The organism is Salinicola sp. MH3R3-1 (genome assembly GCF_001937155.1).
In the GTDB taxonomy this organism is placed as follows: Bacteria; Pseudomonadota; Gammaproteobacteria; order Pseudomonadales; family Halomonadaceae; genus Salinicola; species Salinicola halophyticus.
In genome coordinates, this window is the sequence record NZ_MSDP01000005.1 from 21977 (window position 1) to 45519 (window position 23543).

16 protein-coding genes are annotated in these 23543 nt (G+C 58.7%); all 16 read left to right on the forward strand.

The annotated features are described in order from the left end of the window. Complete coding sequence (locus BTW08_RS03660) at positions 1 to 723, forward strand: DUF6270 domain-containing protein (RefSeq protein WP_139313566.1); 723 nt, start codon at positions 1 to 3, stop codon at positions 721 to 723. A gap of 88 nt (positions 724 to 811) precedes the next feature. Beyond that, a complete protein-coding gene (gene glmM / locus BTW08_RS03665) occupies positions 812 to 2164 on the forward strand; it encodes a phosphoglucosamine mutase (protein WP_075561176.1) in 1353 nt (450 codons plus the stop codon). Positions 2165 to 2240: 76 nt separating this feature from the next. Further along, on the forward strand, positions 2241 to 3407 hold the full coding sequence (locus tag BTW08_RS03670; protein ID WP_075561177.1) for a nucleotide sugar dehydrogenase: 1167 nt from the start codon (positions 2241 to 2243) through the stop codon (positions 3405 to 3407). Between the two features lie 44 nt (positions 3408 to 3451). Next, positions 3452 to 4318, forward strand: a complete 867-nt coding sequence (locus BTW08_RS03675; RefSeq protein ID WP_075561178.1) for a class I SAM-dependent methyltransferase — start codon at positions 3452 to 3454, stop codon at positions 4316 to 4318. A 53-nt stretch (positions 4319 to 4371) separates the two neighbouring features. Next, complete coding sequence (gene rfbB, locus BTW08_RS03680; RefSeq protein WP_075561179.1) at positions 4372 to 5508, forward strand: dTDP-glucose 4,6-dehydratase; 1137 nt, start codon at positions 4372 to 4374, stop codon at positions 5506 to 5508. Further along, positions 5505 to 6392, forward strand: coding sequence for a dTDP-4-dehydrorhamnose reductase (rfbD, locus tag BTW08_RS03685; protein ID WP_075561180.1), 888 nt, complete (start codon positions 5505 to 5507; stop codon positions 6390 to 6392). Before rfbB ends, rfbD begins: the two co-directional genes overlap by 4 nt. A gap of 29 nt (positions 6393 to 6421) precedes the next feature. Next, on the forward strand, positions 6422 to 7312 hold the full coding sequence (gene rfbA / locus BTW08_RS03690; protein ID WP_075561181.1) for a glucose-1-phosphate thymidylyltransferase RfbA: 891 nt from the start codon (positions 6422 to 6424) through the stop codon (positions 7310 to 7312). Then, a complete protein-coding gene (gene rfbC / locus BTW08_RS03695; RefSeq protein ID WP_075561182.1) occupies positions 7309 to 7860 on the forward strand; it encodes a dTDP-4-dehydrorhamnose 3,5-epimerase in 552 nt (183 codons plus the stop codon). Before rfbA ends, rfbC begins: the two co-directional genes overlap by 4 nt. Positions 7861 to 8047: 187 nt before the next feature. Further along, positions 8048 to 10645 carry a glycosyltransferase gene (locus tag BTW08_RS03700; RefSeq protein WP_083627661.1) on the forward strand — a complete coding sequence of 866 codons (2598 nt, stop codon included), beginning with the start codon at positions 8048 to 8050 and terminating at the stop codon, positions 10643 to 10645. Positions 10646 to 10759: 114 nt separating this feature from the next. After that, positions 10760 to 11581, forward strand: a complete 822-nt coding sequence (locus BTW08_RS03705; protein WP_075561183.1) for a glycosyltransferase — start codon at positions 10760 to 10762, stop codon at positions 11579 to 11581. A 44-nt stretch (positions 11582 to 11625) separates the two neighbouring features. Then, positions 11626 to 13374: a hypothetical protein gene (locus tag BTW08_RS19095; RefSeq protein WP_168170631.1), complete on the forward strand. Its 1749-nt coding sequence runs from the start codon at positions 11626 to 11628 to the stop codon at positions 13372 to 13374. 8 nt (positions 13375 to 13382) lie between these two features. Further along, entirely contained in the window at positions 13383 to 16454 is a 3072-nt protein-coding gene (locus BTW08_RS03715) for a glycosyltransferase (protein WP_075561185.1), read from the forward strand. Between the two features lie 12 nt (positions 16455 to 16466). Then, positions 16467 to 18788 carry a glycosyltransferase family 2 protein gene (locus BTW08_RS19100; RefSeq protein ID WP_075561186.1) on the forward strand — a complete coding sequence of 774 codons (2322 nt, stop codon included), beginning with the start codon at positions 16467 to 16469 and terminating at the stop codon, positions 18786 to 18788. Next, entirely contained in the window at positions 18785 to 21088 is a 2304-nt protein-coding gene (locus BTW08_RS03725) for a glycosyltransferase family 2 protein (RefSeq protein WP_083627665.1), read from the forward strand. Before BTW08_RS19100 ends, BTW08_RS03725 begins: the two co-directional genes overlap by 4 nt. 36 nt (positions 21089 to 21124) lie before the next feature. After that, a complete protein-coding gene (locus BTW08_RS03730) occupies positions 21125 to 22162 on the forward strand; it encodes a glycosyltransferase family 1 protein (protein ID WP_075561187.1) in 1038 nt (345 codons plus the stop codon). Positions 22163 to 22201: 39 nt separating this feature from the next. Beyond that, positions 22202 to 23218 carry a phytanoyl-CoA dioxygenase family protein gene (locus BTW08_RS03735; RefSeq protein WP_075561188.1) on the forward strand — a complete coding sequence of 339 codons (1017 nt, stop codon included), beginning with the start codon at positions 22202 to 22204 and terminating at the stop codon, positions 23216 to 23218. Positions 23219 to 23543: the final 325 nt, after the last annotated feature.

The window sequence follows — 23543 nt, forward strand, 5'->3', positions numbered from 1 at the left end:
ATGAAGGTTTTTATTTTTGGCAGTTGTGTGTCGAGAGATGCTTTTAACTTTGATTTTCCTCGGCTTGAATTAGTGGGATATTTTTCTAGGAGCTCTTTTGCAAGCGCGTTTGGCTCAAGTCCGCAAAAAGACAATTATAGTCAAGAGTTGAATTCAAATTTTCAAAAAAGAATGGTGAAAGCCGATTTTGAAAAAGAAGCGTTACAAAAAATAGTATCCACTGAGTTTGATATTTTGCTCATTGATTTTGTGGATGAGCGGTTTAAACTCTTCAAGTCTACGACCGGCAGTATTGTTACGCTTTCGAACGAATTGTCAAAAACCCCCTTCCTCAGACAAGCAGAAGGCGTAGCTGTTTCCCCCTTTTCAGACGAGCATTTTCAATTGTGGGAGCGGGGATGGAAAAAATTCGTTTCTTCATTGTCGAGCCATAACTTATTGTCAAAGGTTGTTGTAAATTGTGGCTTGTGGGCAAAAACGGATGAACAAGGTAATGCTATTCCGAATGTGGATTTAAATCTAATTGAAAAAGCAAACTCGCACTTGAGAAGACTGTACGATCGCGTTTTTTTGGATATCCCTGCTTCCCAAGCGTTCATGCCCAGCGATAAGATGGTTGTCGGTAAGCTTGAGCATAAATGGGGGGCGGCACCTTTTCATTACGTCGATAATTACTATTATAACTTGGTTGATTTTTTAGTGGCTTTTGATGATAGTCGTTAGATATGTTTTCAACTTCTTGGTTTGTGTGATGACAACATGTGATATCGTGTTGTGCCCATTCTGTAAAATGACAGTTTTGGAGCAATAGTTGAACCGTCAATTATTTGGTACCGATGGCATAAGAGGGCGTGTTGGTAAATTTCCTATGACGCCTGATTTTGCAATGAAATTGGGGTGGGCTGCCGGTCAGGTACTGGGTGCGGAAGGTGTACGCGAGGTGCTGATCGGTAAGGATACCCGCGCTAGTGGCTATCTACTGGAATCTGCACTCGAAGCCGGGTTTTCATCCGCCGGTGTCAATGTCGCGCTAGTGGGCCCGTTACCCACGCCCGCGGTGGCGTATCTGACGTCTACGTTTCGTGCGGACGCAGGCGTCGTTATCAGTGCTTCTCATAACCCGTTCTATGACAACGGCATCAAGATCTTCGCCAAAGGTGGCTTCAAGCTCAATGACGTTCAGGAGCAGGAGATCGAGCGTTACCTGCAAATCGCTCTCGATGGCGGTATGACCTGTGTTGATTCGGAACGGCTGGGGAAGGCTAGACGAGTCGACGACGCTACGGGGCGCTACACCGAATACTGCAAGGCGGCGCTTCCGGGCAATTTGAGCCTCGATAGTTTCAAGATCGTAGTGGATTGCGCCAATGGCGCCGCCTACAAGGTAGCACCGGCTGTCTACCGTGAGCTGGGGGCGAAAGTCATTGCCATTCATGCCACGCCAGATGGTTTCAACATCAACGAGCAGTGTGGCGCCACCTCGATGCAGAGCCTTTGCGAGGCAGTCGTTTCTCATGGAGCGGATCTAGGCATTGCGCTGGATGGCGACGCGGATCGCTTAATGATGGTCGACCACACCGGAACCATCGTCGATGGTGATGAGCTACTGTATCTGCTGACTCGCCAAGCCAAGGCAAACGGCTACGCAGGCGGTGTGGTTGGTACGCAAATGAGCAATCTCGGCCTGGAGCAGGCGCTAGATGCCCTGGGCGTGCCGTTTCTGCGGGCCAAAGTCGGTGACCGCTATGTGATGGAGCAGTTAGAAGCCAATGGCTGGCGCATCGGCGGAGAAACCTCCGGGCATTTGATCAACCTCGACCACGCCTCCACAGGGGACGCCATCGTCGCCTCCATGCAGGTGCTGGCGTGTTTGATCGCGCAGGGCCTGAGTTTGTCCGATGCCAAGCAGGGTATCGAAAAGTTGCCGCAGACGCTGGTCAACGTTAGTTATCAGGCGGGGCAAGGGATTGATCCTCTAATTCAGCCGGCGGTAAAAGAAATGGTCGGTGCGGTGAAGAACGAGCTGGGGCCTGATGGTCGCGTTTTGCTGCGTAAGTCCGGCACCGAGCCTCTCATCCGCGTTATGGTCGAAGCTACCGACGCCGAGACTGCCGAAACCGCAGCCTTGAAAATTGCAGAGCAGATTCGCCACTCAGTAGGCTAGGCGATTATTCGACGCCATTGCTACGGGTGAATGAGCTAGCTGACATATCGTGATTAGTATCAATAAGGATATTGAGATGAAAGTCGCCGTCGCAGGCACAGGCTACGTAGGCCTATCCAACGCTGTACTACTTGCCCAACATCAGGAAGTCGTGGCGGTCGATGTCGTCGCCGAGAAGGTCGAGCAGATCAATGCGCGCCAGTCGCCCATCGAAGACGCTGAGATCGAATCGTTTTTTCGAGACAAGACGCTCAATCTCACCGCGACGCTGAATGGTCAGGAGGCGTATCAGAACGCCGATTTCGTGATCATTGCCACACCGACGAACTATGACCCGGTCAATAACTACTTCGATACCTCCAGTGTTGAGTCGGTCATTCAGAGCGTGATGGCAGTCAACCCCGAGGCGGTGATGGTGATCAAGTCTACCGTGCCGGTGGGTTACACCAAGGAAGCCTGCGAGCGCTTTGGCACCAACAACCTGATCTTCTCGCCGGAATTCCTACGGGAAGGTAAGGCGCTTTATGACAACCTGCACCCGTCACGCATCGTCGTGGGGGAACGTTCCGAACGTGCCGAGCGCTTCGCGAGCCTGCTGAAGCAGGGGGCGGTCAAGCAGGACATCCCCACGCTGTTCGTGGATAGCACCGAGGCCGAGGCGATCAAGCTGTTCGCCAATACGTATCTCGCTATGCGCGTTGCCTATTTCAATGAGCTGGATACCTACGCCGAAACCCATGGTCTGAACACCAAGCAGATCATCGAAGGGGTGGGGCTGGACCCGCGCATCGGCACGCATTACCACAACCCGAGTTTCGGTTACGGGGGTTATTGCCTGCCCAAGGATACCAAGCAGCTGCTCGCCAACTACGAAGACGTGCCCAACAACCTGATCGGCGCCATCGTCGAAGCGAACCGTACCCGAAAGGATTTCATCGCCCAGGCGGTGTTGAAGCGCAACCCCCAGGTCGTGGGTGTCTATCGCCTGATTATGAAGTCCGGCTCTGACAACTTCCGCGCCAGCGCCATGCAGGGCGTGATGAAACGCATCAAGGCCAAGGGCGTGGAAGTGGTCGTGTACGAGCCGGTACTGGAAGAAGATGAGTTCTACGGTTCGAAGGTGATGAGAGATCTCGAGGCGTTCAAGCAGCGCTGTGACGTTATCATCGCCAACCGCCTGATGGATGACATCGCTGACGTGCGAGATAAAGTCTATACGCGCGACCTGTTCGGTAACGACTGACTCGACTAGCATCGAGACTCTTCAACGGTTACTGGGTATGCAGCATGAGCCAGGATAAAGCCAAAGAGACTCGGGCTGCGGAACTCTCTCCGGCCGAAGCGCTGGAAGCGTCGCGTCTCGAGGCGTTCGATAAGGTCTTGGATGCCCGCCTGCACAAGCTGCAATCCGCCATGCTGGCCAAGCAGCAGGAGATGGATCGGCATCTCTACCGGCAGTTCGAGGCGTTTCACTGGCTCACTCAACGGCTCAAGATTCAGGGCCGCTTGCCGCCGCTGCGTGGCTGGCCGCTGTCGCCGGATGTGCTGCTGGAACTCCACGAATGGGTCATGGCGACACGGCCATCGCTCATCGTGGAGTTCGGTAGCGGTTCTTCCACGCTGGTGATTGCGGATGCTTTGTCCCAGGTCGGTGCCGGTCGGTTGGTTTCGATCGAACATTCCGCGCATTACGGCCGGCAGACGCAGGCCAATCTCGAACGAGAAGGGCTGAGTGAATGGGTCGACTTGCGCATCGGCGAGCTGGAACCGTGGCAGGGTGAGCATCTCAACAACCGAAAAGACCAGACCGTCAGCTGGTATCCGGTGGCGCTGCTCGAGGATCTGCAAGACATCGATTTCGTGCTCATCGATGGCCCGCCGGCCAAGACGTGCGAGTTCGCCCGCTACCCAGCGGTGCCGGCGTTGATCGATAAGCTTTCCCCCAACGCGGCGGTCTGGCTGGACGACGCCGCGCGTGGTGAGGAAAAGCGGATCTGTGAGGGTTGGAATGAAGCTTTTGGTGGCACCTTCGAGATGGTGCCGATGGAGAAGGGGCTTGGCGTGTTTACTTTCGAGCGTAAGCCTTCTGTCGATACCGATACCGATACCGATACCGATACCCGCACCGAAACGCCTGGCGATGCCGAGCGATGAACTTTCCTTCCTTGTGAACCCTGGCCGATCCGGCCAGGGCAGATGATTCCTCTATGAGTCTTACTTTTCTGGTGACCGGTGGCGCGGGCTTCATCGGTTCCGCCGTCGTTCGCGAGCTGATCGGCAATACCGAGCATCGTGTCGTCAACGTCGACAAGCTCACTTACGCGGGCAACCTGGAATCGCTGCCCGCGTTCGTGACCGATAGCGCGCGTTATCGTTTTCATCGGGCCGATATCGGCGACCGAGAGGCGATGGCGCGCATCCTCGAAGAGGCGCAGCCAGATGTAATCATGCATCTAGCGGCGGAAAGCCATGTCGATCGCTCCATCGACGGCCCGGCGGCCTTCATCGAAACCAATGTGGTCGGTACCTACCAGCTGCTCGAGTCGGTGCGCGGTTATTGGCAGGCGCTGAACGAACAGGACGCTGCACGCGGGCGCCGCTTTCGTTTTCACCATATCTCGACGGACGAGGTCTACGGCGATCTCACGCCCGAAGATGTGCCCTTTGCGGAAACCCACGCTTACGCGCCGAGTTCTCCTTACGCGGCCAGCAAGGCCAGTTCGGATCATCTGGTTCGTGCCTGGCGGCGCACTTATGGTTTGCCGACGCTCGTTACCAACTGCTCCAACAACTACGGCCCGTATCACTTCCCGGAGAAGCTGATTCCGCTGATGATTCTCAACGCGATCGCCGGCAAACCGTTACCGGTCTATGGGGATGGTCTCCAGGTACGGGACTGGCTCTACGTCGAAGATCATGCGCGGGCGCTCGTCCACGTCGCGACCCAGGGCGAAGTCGGGGAGACGTACAACATCGGTGGCTGCAACGAGGTACGCAATATCGATGTCGTTCGAACCGTCTGCCAGTTGCTGGAAACGTTGAAGCCCGAAAAGCCGGCTGGGGTGGCGCGTTACGCGGACCTGATCACCCACGTGACCGATCGCCCGGGTCACGATACCCGCTACGCCATCGATGCCAGCAAGCTGGAACGCGAGCTGGGTTGGCGGCCGCGGGAGTCGTTCGAAAGCGGCCTGCGCAAGACCGTGGCATGGTATCTGGAAAACCCGCAGTGGTGGCAGCGAATTCAGGATCAGCACTACCAGGGCGAGCGTCTGGGGCTGGCTGCTCCCGGGGATGACTCCGCCGAGACGCCAAGCGGGTACGACGGGGCGAATGACGCATGAAGATTCTGATTACGGGCGGCACCGGCCAGGTCGGGTTCGAACTGTGCCGAACGCTTGCTCCCTTGGGGCTGATTCTGGCTCCGAACCGTCAGGCGCTGAATCTGGATCGCACTGACGACGTTGCGGCTTATCTCGAGCGTCATCGGCCTGAATTGATCGTCAACGCTGCCGCCTTCACCGCGGTGGACGCAGCGGAAAGCCAACGGGAAGCCGCCGGGCGGCTCAATGCCGGTTTGCCCTTGCAGCTGGCGGCCTACGCCCGTGAGCAGGGTATCCCGCTGGTTCATTACTCTTCCGACTACGTCTATCCCGGTAACGGCGACATGGCCTGGAAAGAAGGCGACGCTACCGGGCCGTTGTCTCATTACGGGGCAACCAAGCTGCAGGGTGACGAGGCGATCCAGCGCAGCGGCGCGGCGCATCTCATTCTGCGCACGAGCTGGGTCTATAGCGCGCGCGGCAAGAACTTTCTCGATACCATGCTGCGCCTGGGCCGGGAGCGCGAACGTCTGTCTATCGTCGATGACCAGATCGGGGCGCCTACACCGGCTCGGCTGATCGCCACGGTGACGCTGCTGGCGTTGCGCGAATGGCAGCGCGGTGCGATGGAAGGCGGTCTCTATCACCTGGTGTCGCGAGGGGAAGCCAGCTGGCATGAGTTCGCGTGCGAGATATTCCGCCAGGCCATCGCGGCGGGGGAGGCGCTGGCGATCTCGCCTGAGGCGGTCTCCGCGATCCCGACCCGCGATTACCCGACGCCGGCGGCGCGCCCGCTCAATTCGCGCCTGGCGGTCGACAAGCTGGAAACCGCGTTGGGGATCACCCTGCCGGATTGGCAAACGCAATTGGCCTTGACGCTGGCCGAACGGCTGACGCCGCGCTAGAACGTGCGCTCGATGAATAAGGATTCAACATGACACGCAAAGGAATCGTGCTGGCCGGGGGCACCGGCTCGCGTCTCTTTCCGATGACGCTAGGCACGTCCAAGCAGTTGCTACCGGTTTACGACAAACCGATGATCTACTATCCGATCTCGGTGCTTATGCTGGCGGGTATTCGCGAGATTTTGATTATTTCTTCACCGGATGCACTGCCGCAGTATCGCCAGTTGCTGGGCAGCGGTGAGCAGTTCGGCGTGAGCTTCGAGTATGCCGAGCAACCGGCGCCGGAAGGGCTTGCCCAGGCATTTCTGATCGGGGAGTCGTTCATCGGCCAGGATTCGGTGTGCCTGGTGCTGGGCGATAACGTCTTCCATGGCCAGCACTTCTCCGAGCAGCTCCGCATTGCCGCGCAAAAGCCGCATGGCGCGACGATCTTCGGCCAGTGGGTGAAGGACCCGGAGCGCTTCGGTGTGGTGTCGTTCGATCACTCAGGCCAGGTTAAAAACATCGAGGAGAAGCCCGCGCAGCCGCAATCTCCCTATGCCGTTACCGGGCTCTATTTCTACGACAACGACGTGGTCGAAATCGCTCGCGGCGTGACGCCCTCGGCGCGGGGCGAGCTGGAAATCACCTCGGTCAACAATGCCTATCTCGAACGGGGCGATCTGTACGTCGAACGCCTGGGCCGGGGCTTCGCCTGGCTGGATACCGGGACGCCGGAAAGTCTGATGGAAGCCAGCCAGTACGTACAGAGCGTGGAGCACTGCCAGGGATTGAAAGTCGCCTGCCTCGAGGAGATCGCCTGGAACAGCGGCTGGCTGGATGACGAGGCACTGCTGGCACGCGCCGCGATGTTCGAGAAGACCGGCTACGGCGAGTATCTGGCACGTCTGATTTCTCAGCAGAAGGCGGGTTTCGCATGAACTATGAACCGCAAGCGATACTTGAAGTTGTCCTGCTGAAGCCGCGCCGTTTCGAAGACGAGCGCGGCTTCTTCATGGAAACGTTTCGTCAAAGTACCTTTCAGGAACACTGTGGCGAGCACACCTTCGTGCAGGACAACCACTCCCGCTCCGCTCGCGGCGTGCTGCGAGGGTTGCACTATCAGATTCGCCAGCCCCAAGGAAAGCTGGTTCGCGCCGTAGTGGGTGAGATCCTGGACGTCGCGGTCGACCTGCGAGGACAGTCCAAGACCTGCGGCCAGTGGGTCAGCGCGCGCTTGAGCGCCAGCACCGGCCAGCAATTGTGGGTGCCGCCGGGCTTCGGTCACGGGTTTCTGGTGCTCAGCGAGGTGGCTGAGGTCGTTTACAAAGCCACTGACTACTATGCGCCTGAGTGCGAACGGTCGGTGCGCTGGGACGATCCCGATCTGGCGATCGACTGGCAGCGAGAGGCGTGGTCCTGGGGCGGCGAGCCGGAACTCTCGGCCAAGGATCTGGCGGCTCCTGCCTTTCGCGATGAGCGCCGCTAGGCTTTCAAAGGCCGTTGGCGAGTCGTAACGATCATCGTGCCGATAAGTGTTTTATCGGTCGTGGTGCGACTCATGGATTCACGACATCGGGCAACAGGGAAAAGCCTTCGTGTATTTAAAAACGATCGAATTCGTCAGAAGCTCAGGTTTTTTCGACGAGAATTGGTACACGAAACAGTACCCGGATGTGAAGAAGTCCGGCCTCGAGCCGGCTCTGCATTATCTGAAGTATGGGGAAAAATGGGGGCGGCGGCCGTCGCGGTTCTTCGATCCCGTCTTCTATCTCCAGACCTACCCGGACGTTCAGGCTTCGGATACGGGGCCGCTGCTGCACTACCTGATGCATGGCATGCGCGAGAGCCGCCGCCCGGCGCGCAAAGTCTCCGCACGCTCTGTCGAGGCCGCGAGACAGCAGAGCCGGCGCTCGAAGAAGAAACAGGCCCAGCGCATCAAGGATATCGTCGCTCGGATCTACGACCTCGAATTCTCGAACGTGGCGGTGCCGGAACTCGAAGCCATCGTTCGAGACGAAATTGGATCTTCGCGCCAGCTCGCGCTGTGGGAACTCGGGCTGTGGTACTCCGCGCAATCGACCTCGGCCAGCTTGAGCAAGGCCGCCGCCTTCCTAGAGGCCTTCATCGATTCCACCAGGGATGAAGCCTCGCAGGCGCTGGCCAGGAAGCTGCTTTCGCAGGTTCATGCCAAGTCCGATCGACCTGTGCAAGCGCTCGCCGTATTGGCGGAAGTGCCGGCAAGCCTGAGAGACGACGATTGGCGCCTTTGCCATATCAATGCCGAGCCGGATTTGCCGGCACGGCTGGCCGTCGTCAACGAGCTGTATCAAAGCCATGGGCTCGAGCCGATTCATCTGTCGGAAAATGAAACGATGGGTTTCTACGAGCGTGTTCAGGCCCAAGCCACTACTGCCAGTCCATCGAACTCGCTGGTAAGTGTCATCATTCCCGCTTACAACGCGGCCCAGACGCTGCCGACGGCGATCGAATCACTGCTGGCGCAATCTCATCGCGAGTTGGAGATCATCGTCAGCGATGATGCCAGCACCGACGACACGGTACAGGTCGCCGAACGTTACGCGGCGAAGGACGCTCGCGTCCGCGTACTGCAAAGCGAGATCAACCAGGGGCCTTACGCCGCGCGTAACCACGCTCTGGATCACTGCGCCGGCGATTACGTCACCACGCACGATGCCGACGATTGGTCACACCCACGCAAGCTCGAAATTCAGGTGGCACATCTGGATGCCAACCCGCAGATCGTCGCCAACTGCTCGCGCCAGATTCGCCTGGAAGAAGATGGCCGTATCTATCTCCGGCCCAAGTCACGCACGTTTGTGCTGATGAACCTCTCGTCGCTCATGTTCCGCCGGCAGCCGGTGGTCGAACGGCTCGGCTACTGGGATAAGGTGCGTTTCGCGGCGGACTCGGAATTCCTGGCGCGCATGCGCGAAGCCTTTGGGCGGGAAGCGGTGGAAACGCTCGACGGCGCGCCACTGTGCTTTCAGCGTCAGGCCGAGGGTTCGCTCACGGCAGACAGCGCGTTCGGCTATCTCGGCTTCAAGACCGGGGCCAGGAAGGAGTACGACGAATCGGCCGCTTATGCGCGCAAGCAGAGCCACTCGCTTCGTTATGGCGCGGAAGGGGCGGCGAAGCACTTCGCCAGACCCAGCCCGATGTTGCCGGACAAGGGCATCAGCCGAACGCACTACGATGTCATCATCGCGTCCGATTTTCGTCTGCCAGGTGGCACGAGTCACTCCAATATCGAAGAGATCAAGGCGCAGCGCTATTTCGGCTTGAAGACCGGGCTGCTCAACCTGCCGCGCTACGATCTCAATCCGGGCCGCAAGATCAACGAGAGCATTCGCTATCTCGTCGACGGCGAATCTGTGTCGTTCGTCGTGCAGGGGGAATCGGTCACCTGTGATCATCTGGTGATTCGTCATCCGCCGGTCGTGCAGCACCTGCAGGATCGCATTCCGCAGGTCTCGGCCAAGCGCGTTTCGGTCATCGTCAATCAGCCGCCGAAGCGGGAATATAGCGAAACCGGTGCGACGCTCTACGATATTCCCACGTGCCATCGCAATATCGTCAAAGCCTTCGGTGTTGAAGCAAGCTGGCACCCGATCGGCCCGCTCGTTCGGGCATCGCTGTTCGACCATCACGCGGATGAATTGGCCAACATCACCCTGGGTGACGAGGACTGGGTCAATATCATCAACGTTGCCGAGTGGCAGCGGGCGCCTCATACACCGGGCGACGGCCCGATCCGCATCGGTCGGCATTCTCGCGATCAGTACGTCAAATGGCCGGAATCCGCCGAGGTACTACGCGAGCTATACCCGGCTGACGAGCGTTTCAGCATTCACGTACTCGGTGGCGCAAAAGCCCCGGCAGAAGTGCTGGGGCATCTTCCGGGCAACTGGGTCGTGCATGAATTCGGCTCGGTTCATCCCGCCGAATTCCTCAAGGATCTGGACTTCTACGTCTACTACACCCACTCGGACTGGATCGAAGCCTTTGGCCGCGTGATGTTCGAAGCCATGGCGGTTGGCGTGCCGGTGATCATCGATCCCAAGTACAAGCCTCTGTTCAAGGAAGCCGCTATTTATGCGCAGGCCGATGAGGTAAAGGCAATTACCGAGCGATTGCATAATGATCCGGACGCTTACACAGAACAGGTTAGAATAGCGCGCGAGTTCGTGACCGCGACATTCGGTTATACGGCACATCAAAAAAGGGTCAAACGATTTGAAATCGGCCAGTGAGCTAAACAGTCAAGTGAGGACCATCGTCCATTCCGCTTACGCTGTGTCACTAGTGGCAGGCAACGATGTAGCCGTGACCACGTCCGACCGGGTCGACATGCGAGGTAAGACAGCGTGAAGACGCATATTTATTTCATCATTCGATACAGCGCTTACACGCGAACTAAAGGGCTTTGGCAGATAGGGAAAGGCGTTTCGAGTGAGGACTACAAAGCCAAGCTCTTTTCAGAAGATCGACTCCAATTGCACGAAAAGCTTTTTTTTGCCGTTACGCTGCCCTCGCTCGCGGCCATTAGCGAAAGCGTCGAGATGACAGCTTTGGTCTTTATTTCGGACGAACTTCCCGAGCCATATAAAAAGTCATTAAGACAAGCAGAAGACAGTTACGAGTGGTTGGAAGTCGCTCGTGCCAAAAGCCATAAGGCGCTAAACCAGCAGGTCGAGCAAAGGGTTCAGAAGAAGTTGGATCGAGTGAGCGAGGAAACATGCTTTGCCACGGTGCGCCTTGACGACGACGATGCATTGGCTCCGGATTTCGGCGTGAAATTGGCTCGATACCTCCAGCCGGCATTCGTGGGAATGGGGCTGACCTTTCCGAAGGGTGTTTTGGGTGTTTTCAATGGTGAGCGCTATACCGATTTTTATCATCATACCAAGTCCAACAACGCCCAGGGTCTGGCATTCATCGGCTCGACGAATTCGAGTTTGAACCAGGGGTTGCCCGTGACAGTCCTTTCAGCAGGCAGTCATGTGTCGTTGGATGAGCGATATCCTACCGTGAATGACTCCCGCGATATCATGTTTATTCGGACTGAACATGAAGGTAGTGATCTTATTGCGACGGGGCGTGTTCGTGAAAAGGATAAGATGAAAGCGCTGTCTGAAGATGAACTTTCAGCTCTAAAAACACGGTTCAGTAGCATACGATGTTTTTAAATTAAAGTCTCATTTATTCTAATGGGTTGTTAAGGGTTTTAAGCATGAAATTGAGCAAGCAAAGTAACAACGCCCCGACTGCCGCACCTCTTCAGTCATTGGCGCAAGGCTCGATGTTTTGGCGCCCTGAACATATCGAGCAGTCCGCTTGGCTTGACCATCTGCCCTGGATTTTTTGGTTAATGGAAGCCGTGCATCCTCAGCGTTGCGTAACGCTTGGGGCGAGGCGCGGTAGTCCTCATCTTGCGTTATGCCAGGGCGTAAGTCGTTTGGGTCTGGATTCCGAGTGTTTGCTAGTTGCCGAAGATAACGATACGGCTGCCGAAATTCATGCCCTTGCCGACCGCCGCTATGGCCCGCTGGCCGGCAGGCTCAACGTTTCACCACGGCGCAGTGTCAAGAAGCTTGACGTGGGCGGCATCGATATTCTGGCACTGGATCTTGCCCCCGATGATGAAGATATGGAGGACGTGCTCGAGCGATGGCTCTCACAAATGTCCGACCGCGGTGTTGTCTTGATTCCCGGAATCAATCGGCGCGAACCGGGCTGTGTTACGCATGAGCATTTTGCAGCGCTACAGGTCATCTATCGTTCGATCACTTTCCATCAGGGGGATGGTCTCGGTGTCGTGATGGTCGGCGAGCGGCCTCCGGAATTGCTGGAGACGTTGATCTCCCGCTGGAATGCGCCGACGGCGGCGCGAACCGTGCGTGAAGTGTTCGCCCGTTTGGGGCGCGCCTGTGTGGATCAGGCCTTGGCCGATGCGCAGACGGCGCGCCTGCATAGTGTGAAAGAGAGGTTGGAAACCGTCGAGCAGGAACGTGCCGAGCGCATCGCCTCTTTGGAGCAGCTCCAGAACCAGCTCAAGGAGCGCGACAAGGACCTGGCCGGGCTGGAAGCGGACAAGCTCCATCTCGCGGAAGAAAACGCCGATGCGCAGCGTTTGGTTCAGTCGCTTCAGACTGAGCTGGCTCAAGTAAGAGCGCAACTGACGGATACTGAAGCCTCACTGAGAGAGGCTGAGCAACGTAGCCAGTCATTGGAAGCCGTCGTCGCCGAGAAAGAGGCCAATATCCAGACTCGATTCCGCGAACTGGCCACAATGACGAATATTGCGGAAGAGGCGGATCAACAGAAAGACTATTTCAAACAGAGAGCCGAAACATACAACCAGCGGAATGAAGAAAAGAAGGCGGAATTGAAGCAGTTCCGCAAAGCCTTTGGCGTCGTGCAGCAACAGCTCAATGCTCGTTCCGAGGAAGTCACGACGTTGAAAGCGGGCATGGAAAAACTCGAGCGAGAACTCGAAAAGCGAGACCGATCTCTGGCCGACCGCTTCGATGAACTGGGCTCGCTGACGGCAGCACTCGAAGAAAAGGAACGAGAACTGGTGAATCTACGAGGCGACGGGGCTTCTCACTCACTCACTAAAGGCGCCGGACTTCTCAGCGCAAAGTCGCATGGATTGGGAATCAAATCGTCCAATCGAAAAGATCAGGAACGCAAGCGCCGTAAACAGCAGGAGGCGCTCGCGGAACTCGAAGCCAGCGAATGGTTCGATTCTCAGTGGTATCTCAAGCAGTATCCGGATATCGCCAGCGACTCCCGCTACAGCGCGACTCCGGCCCTGCACTATTTGAAGTTCGGCGGTTTCGAAGGCCGCGATCCTTCGCCGCATTTCGACAGCGCGGGTTATCTGGAAGCCTATCCGGATGTGGCGTTCACCGAAATCAATCCGCTGCTGCATTTCATCCGAGACGGCATTGGAGAGGGGCGCTCCCCGCGACCGTGACCCATCCCATGATCGGACATCTCAAACGATGGTTCGGCACCGGCAGTCAGCGACCCGACCCTGACGCCACGCTCGTGGCGAACTCCGGCTGGTTCGATGCCGATTGGTACTGCCTGCAGGCCCAGTCGGCGGGCATGACGGTCCGCGCCGACGATGCCGTACGTCATTACCTGCGCGAGGGCGGCAACCATAGGTTGGCGCCATGCTCGCTGTTCGATGGCGCGTGGTATCTGAGCGCGTACCCGGACGTCGCAAACGCCGGGCTCAATCCGTTGGTTCATTTCCTGAAGTTCGGTCAGCTGGAGGGGCGGTTGCCGCGACGTAACCGCGCGCTCGCCCGTGATTTTCATCTCTGGCGTGGCGCCGGCCCGGTCATGGTCGAGCGGCTTCAGCGGCTGAGCGAAGCCGACGATGCCCCGGAAGAGGAGCGCCACCACGCACGTTGGGCGCTGGCGCGCTGGTGGGCGTGGCAGGGCGAGCCAGGCAAGGCGATCGATTATCTTCTTCGTGACGGGGAATTGATTGCCTGGCCCAGAAATCCGGCGCCGGCGTTGCTCGCGCTGGAGTGTCTGGCTCACGTGGGTGCGGATGCCGAGCGGATGGCCGTGCCCCTGGCCGTCCTCGATCGAGATTGGCCGCAAAGCGCAAACACGGCGCTGGCGCATGCCAACGTCTCGGCGGTGTCAGGAGAGGCGCTGGAAAAACGTCTCGAGTGGATCAATGCGCCCTGGCGGCTTCGGGCGTTGCCGACGGTCGGCATTTCGCCCGGAGATGAGGTGCTGATCGATCGGCTTGTCAGCGATACGTCGATGTTCGAGCCGATCCGCACCGAACGCGGGCCGTTGGTCAGCGTGATCTTGCCGATCTTCAATGCGTCCAGAACGATCTCCACGGCGGTCCGCAGTTTATTCGCCCAGCGCTGGCAGCGGTTGGAGATCATCGCGGTCAACGATGCGAGCACGGATGACACCTCGGAGGTGCTCGCGCGCTTACAACAGGCGTGCCCGCCGGGCATGTCGTTCCGGATCGTCGATCAACCGGAAAATCGCGGTGCCTATGCTGCGCGCAACGCGGGCCTGGCGGTGGCGCAAGGTGAGCTGATCACGACCCACGACAGTGATGATTGGTCTCATCCCGATAAGCTGGCACTTCAGGTGGCCGCGCTCGTTCGGGGCGCTGCCCCGGCGAACATCAGTTTCTGGTCGCGGGCGACGCCTGCGTTGATGTTCCATCGTTGGCGTCTCGAGGACGAAGGCTGGGTGCACCGCAACCTTTCGTCACTGATGTTTCGCCGCGAGGTGTTCGAACGGCTGGGGTTCTGGGACGAGGTTCGCGTCAACGCGGATTCCGAATACCTGGCCAGGATCGAGGCGGCCTATGGAGCGGATTCAGTCGCAGAGGTGGAGCCGGATCTGGCGGTGGCATTCGGCCGTGCTTGCGAGCTTTCGTTGAGTCAGAGTGGCGACACTCATCTCAGTACGCAGTTCGAGGGCGTGCGGGCGCAATATATGGCCGCCGCCCGGCGCTGGCATGAACGCGCCAGGACGAGCGGTGATTTCTATCTGGTGGCGGGCGCCGAGTCGCGGCCGTTCCCGGCCCCACTGGCGTTTTTGCGTGGCGAACCGAGTATGGCAAGCGATGACGATCGGGATCTCATCGAGGCCTCCGGTTATTTCGATGCCGGCTGGTATCTGCGGCGCTATCCGCAGCTGCAGGACACCCGCATCGAGGCGTTCGATAATTACTGGCGGGAGGGGCGGTTTACCGGTCACGATCCGGGGCCTGATTTCAGCCAGTCCGGCTATGCCAGCCAGCTGAGCGGAGCGATTGCCCTCGAAGATGCGCTGGTGCATTTCCTGCGCAACGAGCGCTCGGCAGGGTTGAATCCGCTGCCGGTGATCGAAGGTCAACAGACTCGCCCTGGCGATGCCACAGATGCCACGACCGTGCTGCTGTGCGGGCATCAGGCTGGAACCGAGCTCTATGGCGCCGAGCGGAGCCTGATCGACGTTGCCAGCGGTCTCGATGAGTTGGGGTATCGCGTTCTCGTCGTGCTGCCCACGGCCGTCAATGCGTCCTACATCGAGACCCTGCGCCAAAGCTGCAGCGCGATTGCGATACTGCCGTTCGGCTGGTGGCAAAAGGGGCGCCCGCCGGAGCCTGCCACGGTCGGGCATTTCGAGCGTTTGATCGAGCACTTCGCGGTTGACCTGGTAGCCATCAACAGTCTGGTTCTGGACGAGCCGCTGGTGGCGGCCCGGCGCCGTAGCCTGCCGGTTGCCGTTCATCTGCGGGAACTGCCGCGGCAGGACCTGGCGCTCTGCGACACGCTTAATGGCGATGCGCAATGGATCATCGAGACCGTGCGACAACGCGCGGATCTGTTGATCGCCAACTCTCGGTTCACGGCGTCCCAGTTCGTGCCGGAGGGCGAGCCGGCAATTCGGATCGCGACCGTCCCCAATACGATCGAAATGGCGCCATTGCTGGCGCTGCCGTCTCCCGACATGACCGAGGCGGGTGAGCTGGTGGTCGGCATTCTTTCCAGCGGCCACGCCAACAAGGGGCTTGCCGATCTCGAGGCACTAATGGCAGCGCTCGACGAAAGAGAGTTGGCGGTACGAATCATCGTGTTCGGACCCGTCACGCCGGCGCTGGAGGCGCTCTGCCAGCGCCGCGGAGACGAGGCTTGTGCGAAGGTCGAACTGGCCGGTTACGTGACGTCTCCGGCGGCAGCATTAGCTCGCGTCCAATTAGTATTGAGCCTCGCACGTTTTCAGGAATCTTTTGGTCGGACGGCACTGGAAGCAATGGCGGCCGGACGGCCGTTCATCGGGTATCATCGTGGCGCGCTGCCCGAGGTGGTGGGAGAGAACGCCGGCGTACTGGTGCCGTTTGGCGACATCCCGGCCCTCGCCGATGCGCTCGCCGGTTTTATCGAATCGCCTGCTCGGCTCGTGTCGATGGGGCAACAAGGCCGGGAGCGCGCCGTGGCACAGTTTGGATGGAAATCGTTCGTGGCTTCATTGGAAGAAGCCTATTCAGCAGTCTCCCGCAAGCCGGGAGCGCGACAGATGTGATTGGAGTCATTGGTGAAGCTGGCTATCGCTGCAATTGTCAAAGATGAGATCGATTCGCTGGCCGAATGGATTGCTTTTCACCGGGTCATCGGTGCCGACTATTTTTTGATCGCCGACAATGGCAGTACGGACGGTACCAGGGAGTATCTCGAATCGCTGAGCGGCGGCGACTGGTTGCAGACCATCAGTGTGGCGACGCCGCCGGATCGGGCACCACAGCTCGTCGCCTACCGCGAACTCACGGCGCTTTGCCCGGAAGACGTGGACCTCATCGCCTTCATCGATGCCGACGAATATATCCTGCCGGTACCGGCAGCGGGTGAAGAGACTTTTGACCCGCGTGCCAGGATGCATCGTTGGCTCGAGGCGCGGTTCGGTGACGGCGAGGTCGGCGCCATCGCGCTCAACTGGTGCTGTTTCGGCTCGTCCGGGCATCGATTCCGCAAGGAAGGGCTGGTAATCGAACGTTTCCAGCAGCGCGCCAGACAGGGCTTCGGCCCCAACCATCACTACAAATCCATCGTGCGGCGCACGGCGCTCGACAGGATGCAGAACCCGCACCACCCCGGATTGACCGCCGGCACGATGCTCAATGCCAAGGGCAAGCCGTTCGAGTACCGTCTTTCGCGCGAAGGCGTGCTACGCCGGGGCCTGTCGGAAGAGATCGTGTGGGACGAAGTTCGCCTCAACCATTATCTGGTGAAGTCGGTCGAGGAGTTCGTGCTCAAGAAGGCGCGTCGGGGCAGCGCGGCGACCGTCGGCTACACCAAGACGGCGGTCTATTTCGAACGTCACGACAAGAACGACGAGCCGTGCGGGATGGCCGCCGCCCTGGCGCCGCGGGTTCACGACGAATTACGGCGGTTGGAAACGATCGTCGAGCTCGATCGTCGTCTGGCGGGTGTCGAAGCGCCCGCCGAACCCAGGAAGGATCGCCCGTTCTTTCAGCGCAAGCGTGCCGAACCGTCGTCGCCGGTTCGGCGTCTCGTCGTGGATTATCCGCAGGAGGACGGGTTGGCTCGGATCGAAGGCGGCCAGACGCTGGTGCAGGGCTGGCTGTTTCTGACCGATGAGTTCGCTGATTTCAACCCGGATGCGCGTCTGATCGCGCGCTGGTCGCCGGAATTCGAATTGCGGCAATCGCTATCCAAAAAGCGTGCCGATGTGGTCGCGCACTTTGGCTACGAGAACCCGGAGGATCACCCGCAACTGCAGTGCGGTTTTCAATTCTTTCTGCCGTTGGGTATCAACCACTGTGAACTCGAGCTAGAGCTCGGGCACCAGCGATGGCCGTTGCAGACGCTGAAAATCCGAACGGAAGCGCAGGCGCCGCAGGAATCCGAAAAGGTGCTGATCGGCAAGAACGACTGGCTGTTTCTGCGGGCGGATACCAACCTCAGCCTGGAGCAGCACCGCGGCAACCTGCTGTTGACGCCAGCCGGCCTGCAGAGCTGGAGAGCCTATTTCCATGCGCTGGAGGCGATTGCCAGGACCCACGAGGCGGAGTGTCGGGTTCTGGTCACGCCTTCCAAGGAGACGGTGCTGGAAGAGGCCTACGGGACGCCCCGGGCAAGCCGTACCGCGATCGACCAGATCCTGCAGCTAGCGTCTGGCACGACGCTGTATCCGGTCGACGTCTTGAAAGCGCTCGGCGATGAAAGCTTCTATCGAACCGATACCCATTGGACTCACAAGGCGGCGATGAAGACATCGGTCGAGCTGGCGGTATCGTTGGGTATCGATCGCAAGGCGCTCGAAAAGCGGTTCGAAAAAGACCGCTACCGCGAGGTCTCGCACAAGGGGGATCTCGGCGGCAAGCTCGAGCCGCCCGTTCTACAGCCGGTGGAGATTCTCAAGTCGTTCTCGAATCAGCGCCTCAAAGTCTACGATAACGCCATACCCAATTTTGGCCGTCTCGCCATTTTCGACAACGACGACCCGCTCGACGACGGCGTTTTGCTGCTTTGCGGGGCGTCTTCCAGTGCCGGGCTGTTCAATTATCTTTCGCGAATCTTTGCCCGAGTGATCTTCGTACACACCGCCGGCAATCTGGATGTAACGCTGATCGAAGAGTTCAAGCCGGACTTCCTCATCATGCAGACGACGGCCAGGTTCGCGATTCGTCCGCCGACCACCGACTTCTCGTTCGAAACGTCGTTGAGACAGAAAATCGCGTCACTGGATTCTGAAGCACTGCAAAAGATCGAAAAGAAACGCGTCGTCGCCGATGCTGCGACGGCCAATCCGCCTTGGGAACGCTGGGAAAATCTCTATCAACGCTATGCCACCGAGCGACATGCTCAGCAACATCGGCACGGAGGTGATGCCCCATGAAACCCGATCGTCGTATGGCTATCCGATCGCGCCAGTTCAGACTGCGCTATCCCCGTTTCAGGACCCGCCCCGGGCTGATGCCTATGGGGCAGATGCGTCCGGTCGTCGATAAAGATAATCCCGAAAATGCCGACTACGATTGGCGCGTCGGCGAAGGCGAGGGCAATTTCATTCTGCTTGGGGATCGGCCGACTGCAGGCTGGAACATGATCGAGCTGGGGATCACTCATGATCAGAGATCGGCCGCGGCTTGCATCACATTTGACCTGGGGCGCGGTTTCGAACGGCGCCACAGTATTTTTCTGGTCATTCGGCGCGGCAAGGTCTCCAAGCGTGTCTGCTTCGTGCCTTACGGGACGAAGCGCATTCGGCTCGAACCACTCGTCGGCCAGCAGGGCCAGTTCCGAATCGATCATTTCAACTTCGTCTGGCTGACGCCGCGGTTCGCCTATGGCCGCATGATCAATCGGTTGGCGTACGCCGATAAGCGTTTCCAGGAAGTCGACGAGAAAGCGATCGTCCGCTCGCTCAAACAGGAAGGCAAGGAAGAGGGCATCAGCTGGAAAAAGCTGATGGGCGCCTACTACGAAGCGACTTTCATCCATTGCGCGCCGGAAACCAGCTACGAGTACTGGCAGGAACATATTGAAATCCTGCGGGAGCCTTCGGCGAACAAGGTCGCCCGGCAACAGGCGCAGTTTCAGAACCCGATCGAGCTTGCCGTCGTCCTGATACCCAGCGGTAAAGAAGCCCAGGCGGCGGGGGACCATCATCAGTTGCTCGAGTCGGTTCGCGCGATAACCGAGCAGCGTTATCCCCACTGGCATCTTTACCTCGCGGAGTCTCTACTCGAGGCGCACGATGGTCAGACATGGGCAGACCGCGTGGTGGCTCGAGACGGCAGAATCCGCCGAGTCACCGGTGGTGTGGGCGAGGCAGTCAAGATGGCCTGCGATCCGAACGGCGAGTCCTGTCACTACGTCATGTTCGTGCGCGTTGGCGATCGATTGGGGCTGAACTCGCTTTTCCATATTGCCAACCACTGCCAGATAACACCGGATGCGGCGCTCATCTACGGCGATGAAGATATCATCGACGCCAGCGGTCAACGGACGGCGCCCAACTTCAAACCGCACTGGAATCTCGATTTTCTGCTGGCCACGAATTACATCGGCCATGCCGCCGCCTTTGCGAAGGATCAGCTCGAATCACGCTTGCAGGTATTCTCGCGCGAAGGCGGTCTCGAGCTGCATCGACTGCTGCTGGAGCTGATCGTTGGCGTGGACGAGACCAGAATTCATCACGTGCCGTTCGTGATCTACCACAACGCCGAAGCCAACCGGGTTTCGCCGGAGCGGCGCATCGACGAGAGCCGTGAAGCCATTTCGGCCTACGTGGAAAGCGTCGATCCCCAGGCGGTGGTCAGCCCGGCCGGGGACAAGGGCTGTCGAATCGCCTGGTCGGTCCCTGAACCCGCGCCGCTGGTTAGCCTGCTGGTGCCGACGCGAGACCGTGTCGAGATTCTCAAGCCGTGCGTGGATACGCTGCTGGCCCTGACGAGTTATCCCCACTACGAGGTAATTATTCTCGATAACGGCTCCACCTGCGTGGAAACGCTGGCCTACATGGAGGCCATCGAGAACGACCCGCGTGTTCGCGTATTACGCTACGACAAGCCGTTCAATTACTCCGCCATCAACAACTTCGGCGTTCGGCATGCCAAGGGATCGATCATCGGGCTGGTCAACAACGACATCGAACCCATCAACCCCGACTGGCTGACCGAGATGGTCGGCCATGTCTGCCGACCGGATATCGGCTGCGTGGGTGCCAAGCTCTATTACCCCAACGACAGCGTGCAGCATGGCGGCGTGATCCTCGGTTTGGGGGGTATCGCCGGCCACGCTCATCGGTTTTTCCCGAGAGCGCATCCTGGCTATCAGAACCGGTTGAGCCTGGTCCAGAACCTGTCGGCGGTGACGGCGGCCTGTCTACTGGTGCGGCGGGAGGTCTACGACGAGGTCGATGGACTCAACGAACGCGATCTCACGGTCGCCTACAATGATGTCGATTTCTGTTTGAAAGTCCGAGAGAAGGGCTATCGCAATCTGTGGACGCCGTTCGCCGAGCTTTATCATCACGAATCGATCTCTCGCGGGGCCGACGACAATCCGGTCAAGCAGGCGCGCGCCAAGCGCGAGGTGGATTACATGCGCCGCCATTGGCGCGAGGCACTTCAGCAGGACCCGGCTTATAATCCCAATCTCACGATGAGCTATGAAGATTTCTCGCTGCGCTGATCTCGATCAGGCCGTTGCGTCGCGCGAGGGCCTGGTTTGAAGCCGTATTTACCGTGTCGGTGGTTGGTGTTGAGCGATGGCGCGCATCCGACGGAAGACATCTACTTCAGCGATGTTGCGAAGTGGTTGTCGTCTCGTGGATATCGAAGCGCCTACGTCGATACTCGTGAAATCTCGCCGTGGCGCTACTGGCCCTGGCAAGGATATGCCTGGCACCGTGCGAACGTGCTGGTCACGCGCTCGCTCAAGGAGCCGTGGCTGGGCTGGCTGGAGCGGCATCGCGAGTGGTTTGGCGAGATCTATTATCTGCTCGATGACGATCTGCTAGCCGCGGCTCGGGATCTTTCCGTACCCGAAGAGTACCGCCTACGCATGCGCGATCTGGTCTGTAATATTCAGCCCAGGCTCTTTGCGCTGGCGGACGAGGTGGTCGTCTGTAGCGAGGCGTTGGCAACCGTGACGCGACACCACCATTCCCGCGTATCGGTGCTGACGCCGTCGTTGATTTCCGAGTTGCCGGACCACGACCATCACAGGCGCATTCGCCGCGATATCGGGTTTCATGGCACGCGTGCGCATATCGGCGATCTGGAGGCGATCACATCCGCGATCCAGGCCGTCCATGAACACTATCCACAGAGCGATTTCGAGATCATGCTGGGCGACAATACGCCCGATTCGCTCAAGGCGTTGGAGCGAGTCGAGTGCCCGACGGCGCTGAAATGGCGCGAGTTCCTCGACTATCAGCGAGGGCGGCGATTGCATATCGGCCTCGCGCCTTTGTGGCCCTCGGCTTTCAATCGGGGCAAGTCCTGGATCAAGGTGTTGGATATCGCGGTCATGGGTGGGGTAGGTATCTACAGTGCCCGTTCCCCATACTCCGACGTCGTGACTGATGGGCAAGATGGCCTGCTGGTCGAAGATGACCCGCTGGCCTGGCAGTCGGCGCTGGAGCGCCTGTTGGACTACCCGAGCGATACCGAGCGTATGGCGAAAGCCGCAGGCAAGACGGCCGCCGATATCGGCAATGCGGTGCAGGCGCAGGAATTCTGGTGGCAACGGACCAAAGGGTAGCTTGGCGATCCTGGCTTCAACAGTGAGAGGCTACATGGCATGAAATTCTGGACTCGATATCCGCTCTGGCTCGGTGAACTTTTCACCGGGGCAAAATCGTTCAAGGCCAACCCCATCATCGGTAGTGAGCGGTTGAACCGCTACGGTCTGCACGCCGGTCGGGTATGGTCGGCGTATTGGCTTTCCCGCCTTCGTATGGCGTGGTTCGCACCTGGCGTACCCAAAGCCGATCGCGCGCATTTCCGGCAATACGGCTACGTGCTCAAGGAAAACTATCTGCCCGAGCAGCAGTTTCAGGCTCTGATCCAGGAAATTGGCGCTTTCGAGGGCGAAATTCGCGAGTGCTGCCAGGGCGATACCAACACGCATCGGATTCTGCTGGCGCCAGAAGTGGTCGATCAACTACCGACGGTCAAGGCAGTACTGGAAGATTCCAAATTGAAGCGGCTGTTCCGCTACTGTGCCGGACATGCGCGGCTACCGATCTGCCACATCGAGAACGTGCACAACGGCAGCCGGGATAGTGTGACGGAGCGCGATCCGCAGAAGAATCTGCACGTCGACACCTTTCAGCCGACGATGAAGTTCTGGCTCTATCTCGAAGATGTCACGGACGAGAATGGTCCGTTCGTTTTCGTGCCTGGCTCCAATCACCCGCATCGTGAGCGGTTGAAGTGGGAATACCAGATGAGCCTGCGGGCCAAGGAACACGCGGACCGTTATACGGCGCGCGGCTCATTCCGGGTGAGCCAGGAGGAAGCCGAACGGCTGGGGGTTTCCGGGCCGCAGCCGTTCCGGGTCAAAGCCAATACTCTGTTGATCGCCAACACCTTCGGTGTTCACGCCAGAGGCAATGCCGAGCCAGGAAGCTCGAGACTGGCGCTTTGGGGCATGAGCCGGACCAATCCGTTCCTGCCGTTGCCGGGACTAGGGTTCGGTTATTTCAATCGCCTGCAGTATCGCGTGCTTCAGCGTATGCGTCGTCAGGAAGACGCCAGGGCTGCCGCCAAGGGGGGGCAGTCCTCCTGGCACGTGATCGAGCAAAGACGGATTTAGATTTCGCACAAATTTCATTCGTTTTAAAACAAAGCCACCTTCGGGTGGCTTTTTTGTTTCCGGGCCAGGTGTTGGGGCAAGCGCAGGTCGGGAAACAGTCGAGCTGATTCAGGCGCGAAAAATATTACAAGACGATTAATCAACGAGCTTATTTTGAGCCGGAGAATAAGTGCTAGAGAAACCATCTTGCTGGTTATTTGATGTTCCGCGATGCTGCTTTGCGCTTTTCCCGAATCTAAAGCTGTTTCGGCCCCCCGATTCCGGCTCATGTTAATCGTTGATATTCGGCATCGTTTTAATAACAGCCAAGCGCCGTGGCGCTTGA

Bases quoted from the DNA above. Each gene is read 5' to 3' on its own strand.
- BTW08_RS03715 (WP_075561185.1), top strand. From the start codon at position 13,383: ATGATCGGACATCTCAAACGATGGTTCGGCACCGGCAGTCAGCGACCC.
- rfbB (WP_075561179.1), top strand. From the start codon at position 4,372: ATGAGTCTTACTTTTCTGGTGACCGGTGGCGCGGGCTTCATCGGTTCC.
- rfbA (WP_075561181.1), top strand. From the start codon at position 6,422: ATGACACGCAAAGGAATCGTGCTGGCCGGGGGCACCGGCTCGCGTCTC.
- BTW08_RS03675 (WP_075561178.1), top strand. From the start codon at position 3,452: ATGAGCCAGGATAAAGCCAAAGAGACTCGGGCTGCGGAACTCTCTCCG.
- BTW08_RS03725 (WP_083627665.1), top strand. From the start codon at position 18,785: ATGAAACCCGATCGTCGTATGGCTATCCGATCGCGCCAGTTCAGACTG.
- BTW08_RS03660 (WP_139313566.1), top strand. From the start codon at position 1: ATGAAGGTTTTTATTTTTGGCAGTTGTGTGTCGAGAGATGCTTTTAAC.
- BTW08_RS03670 (WP_075561177.1), top strand. From the start codon at position 2,241: ATGAAAGTCGCCGTCGCAGGCACAGGCTACGTAGGCCTATCCAACGCT.
- rfbC (WP_075561182.1), top strand. From the start codon at position 7,309: ATGAACTATGAACCGCAAGCGATACTTGAAGTTGTCCTGCTGAAGCCG.
- BTW08_RS03735 (WP_075561188.1), top strand. From the start codon at position 22,202: ATGAAATTCTGGACTCGATATCCGCTCTGGCTCGGTGAACTTTTCACC.
- BTW08_RS19095 (WP_168170631.1), top strand. From the start codon at position 11,626: ATGAAATTGAGCAAGCAAAGTAACAACGCCCCGACTGCCGCACCTCTT.
- rfbD (WP_075561180.1), top strand. From the start codon at position 5,505: ATGAAGATTCTGATTACGGGCGGCACCGGCCAGGTCGGGTTCGAACTG.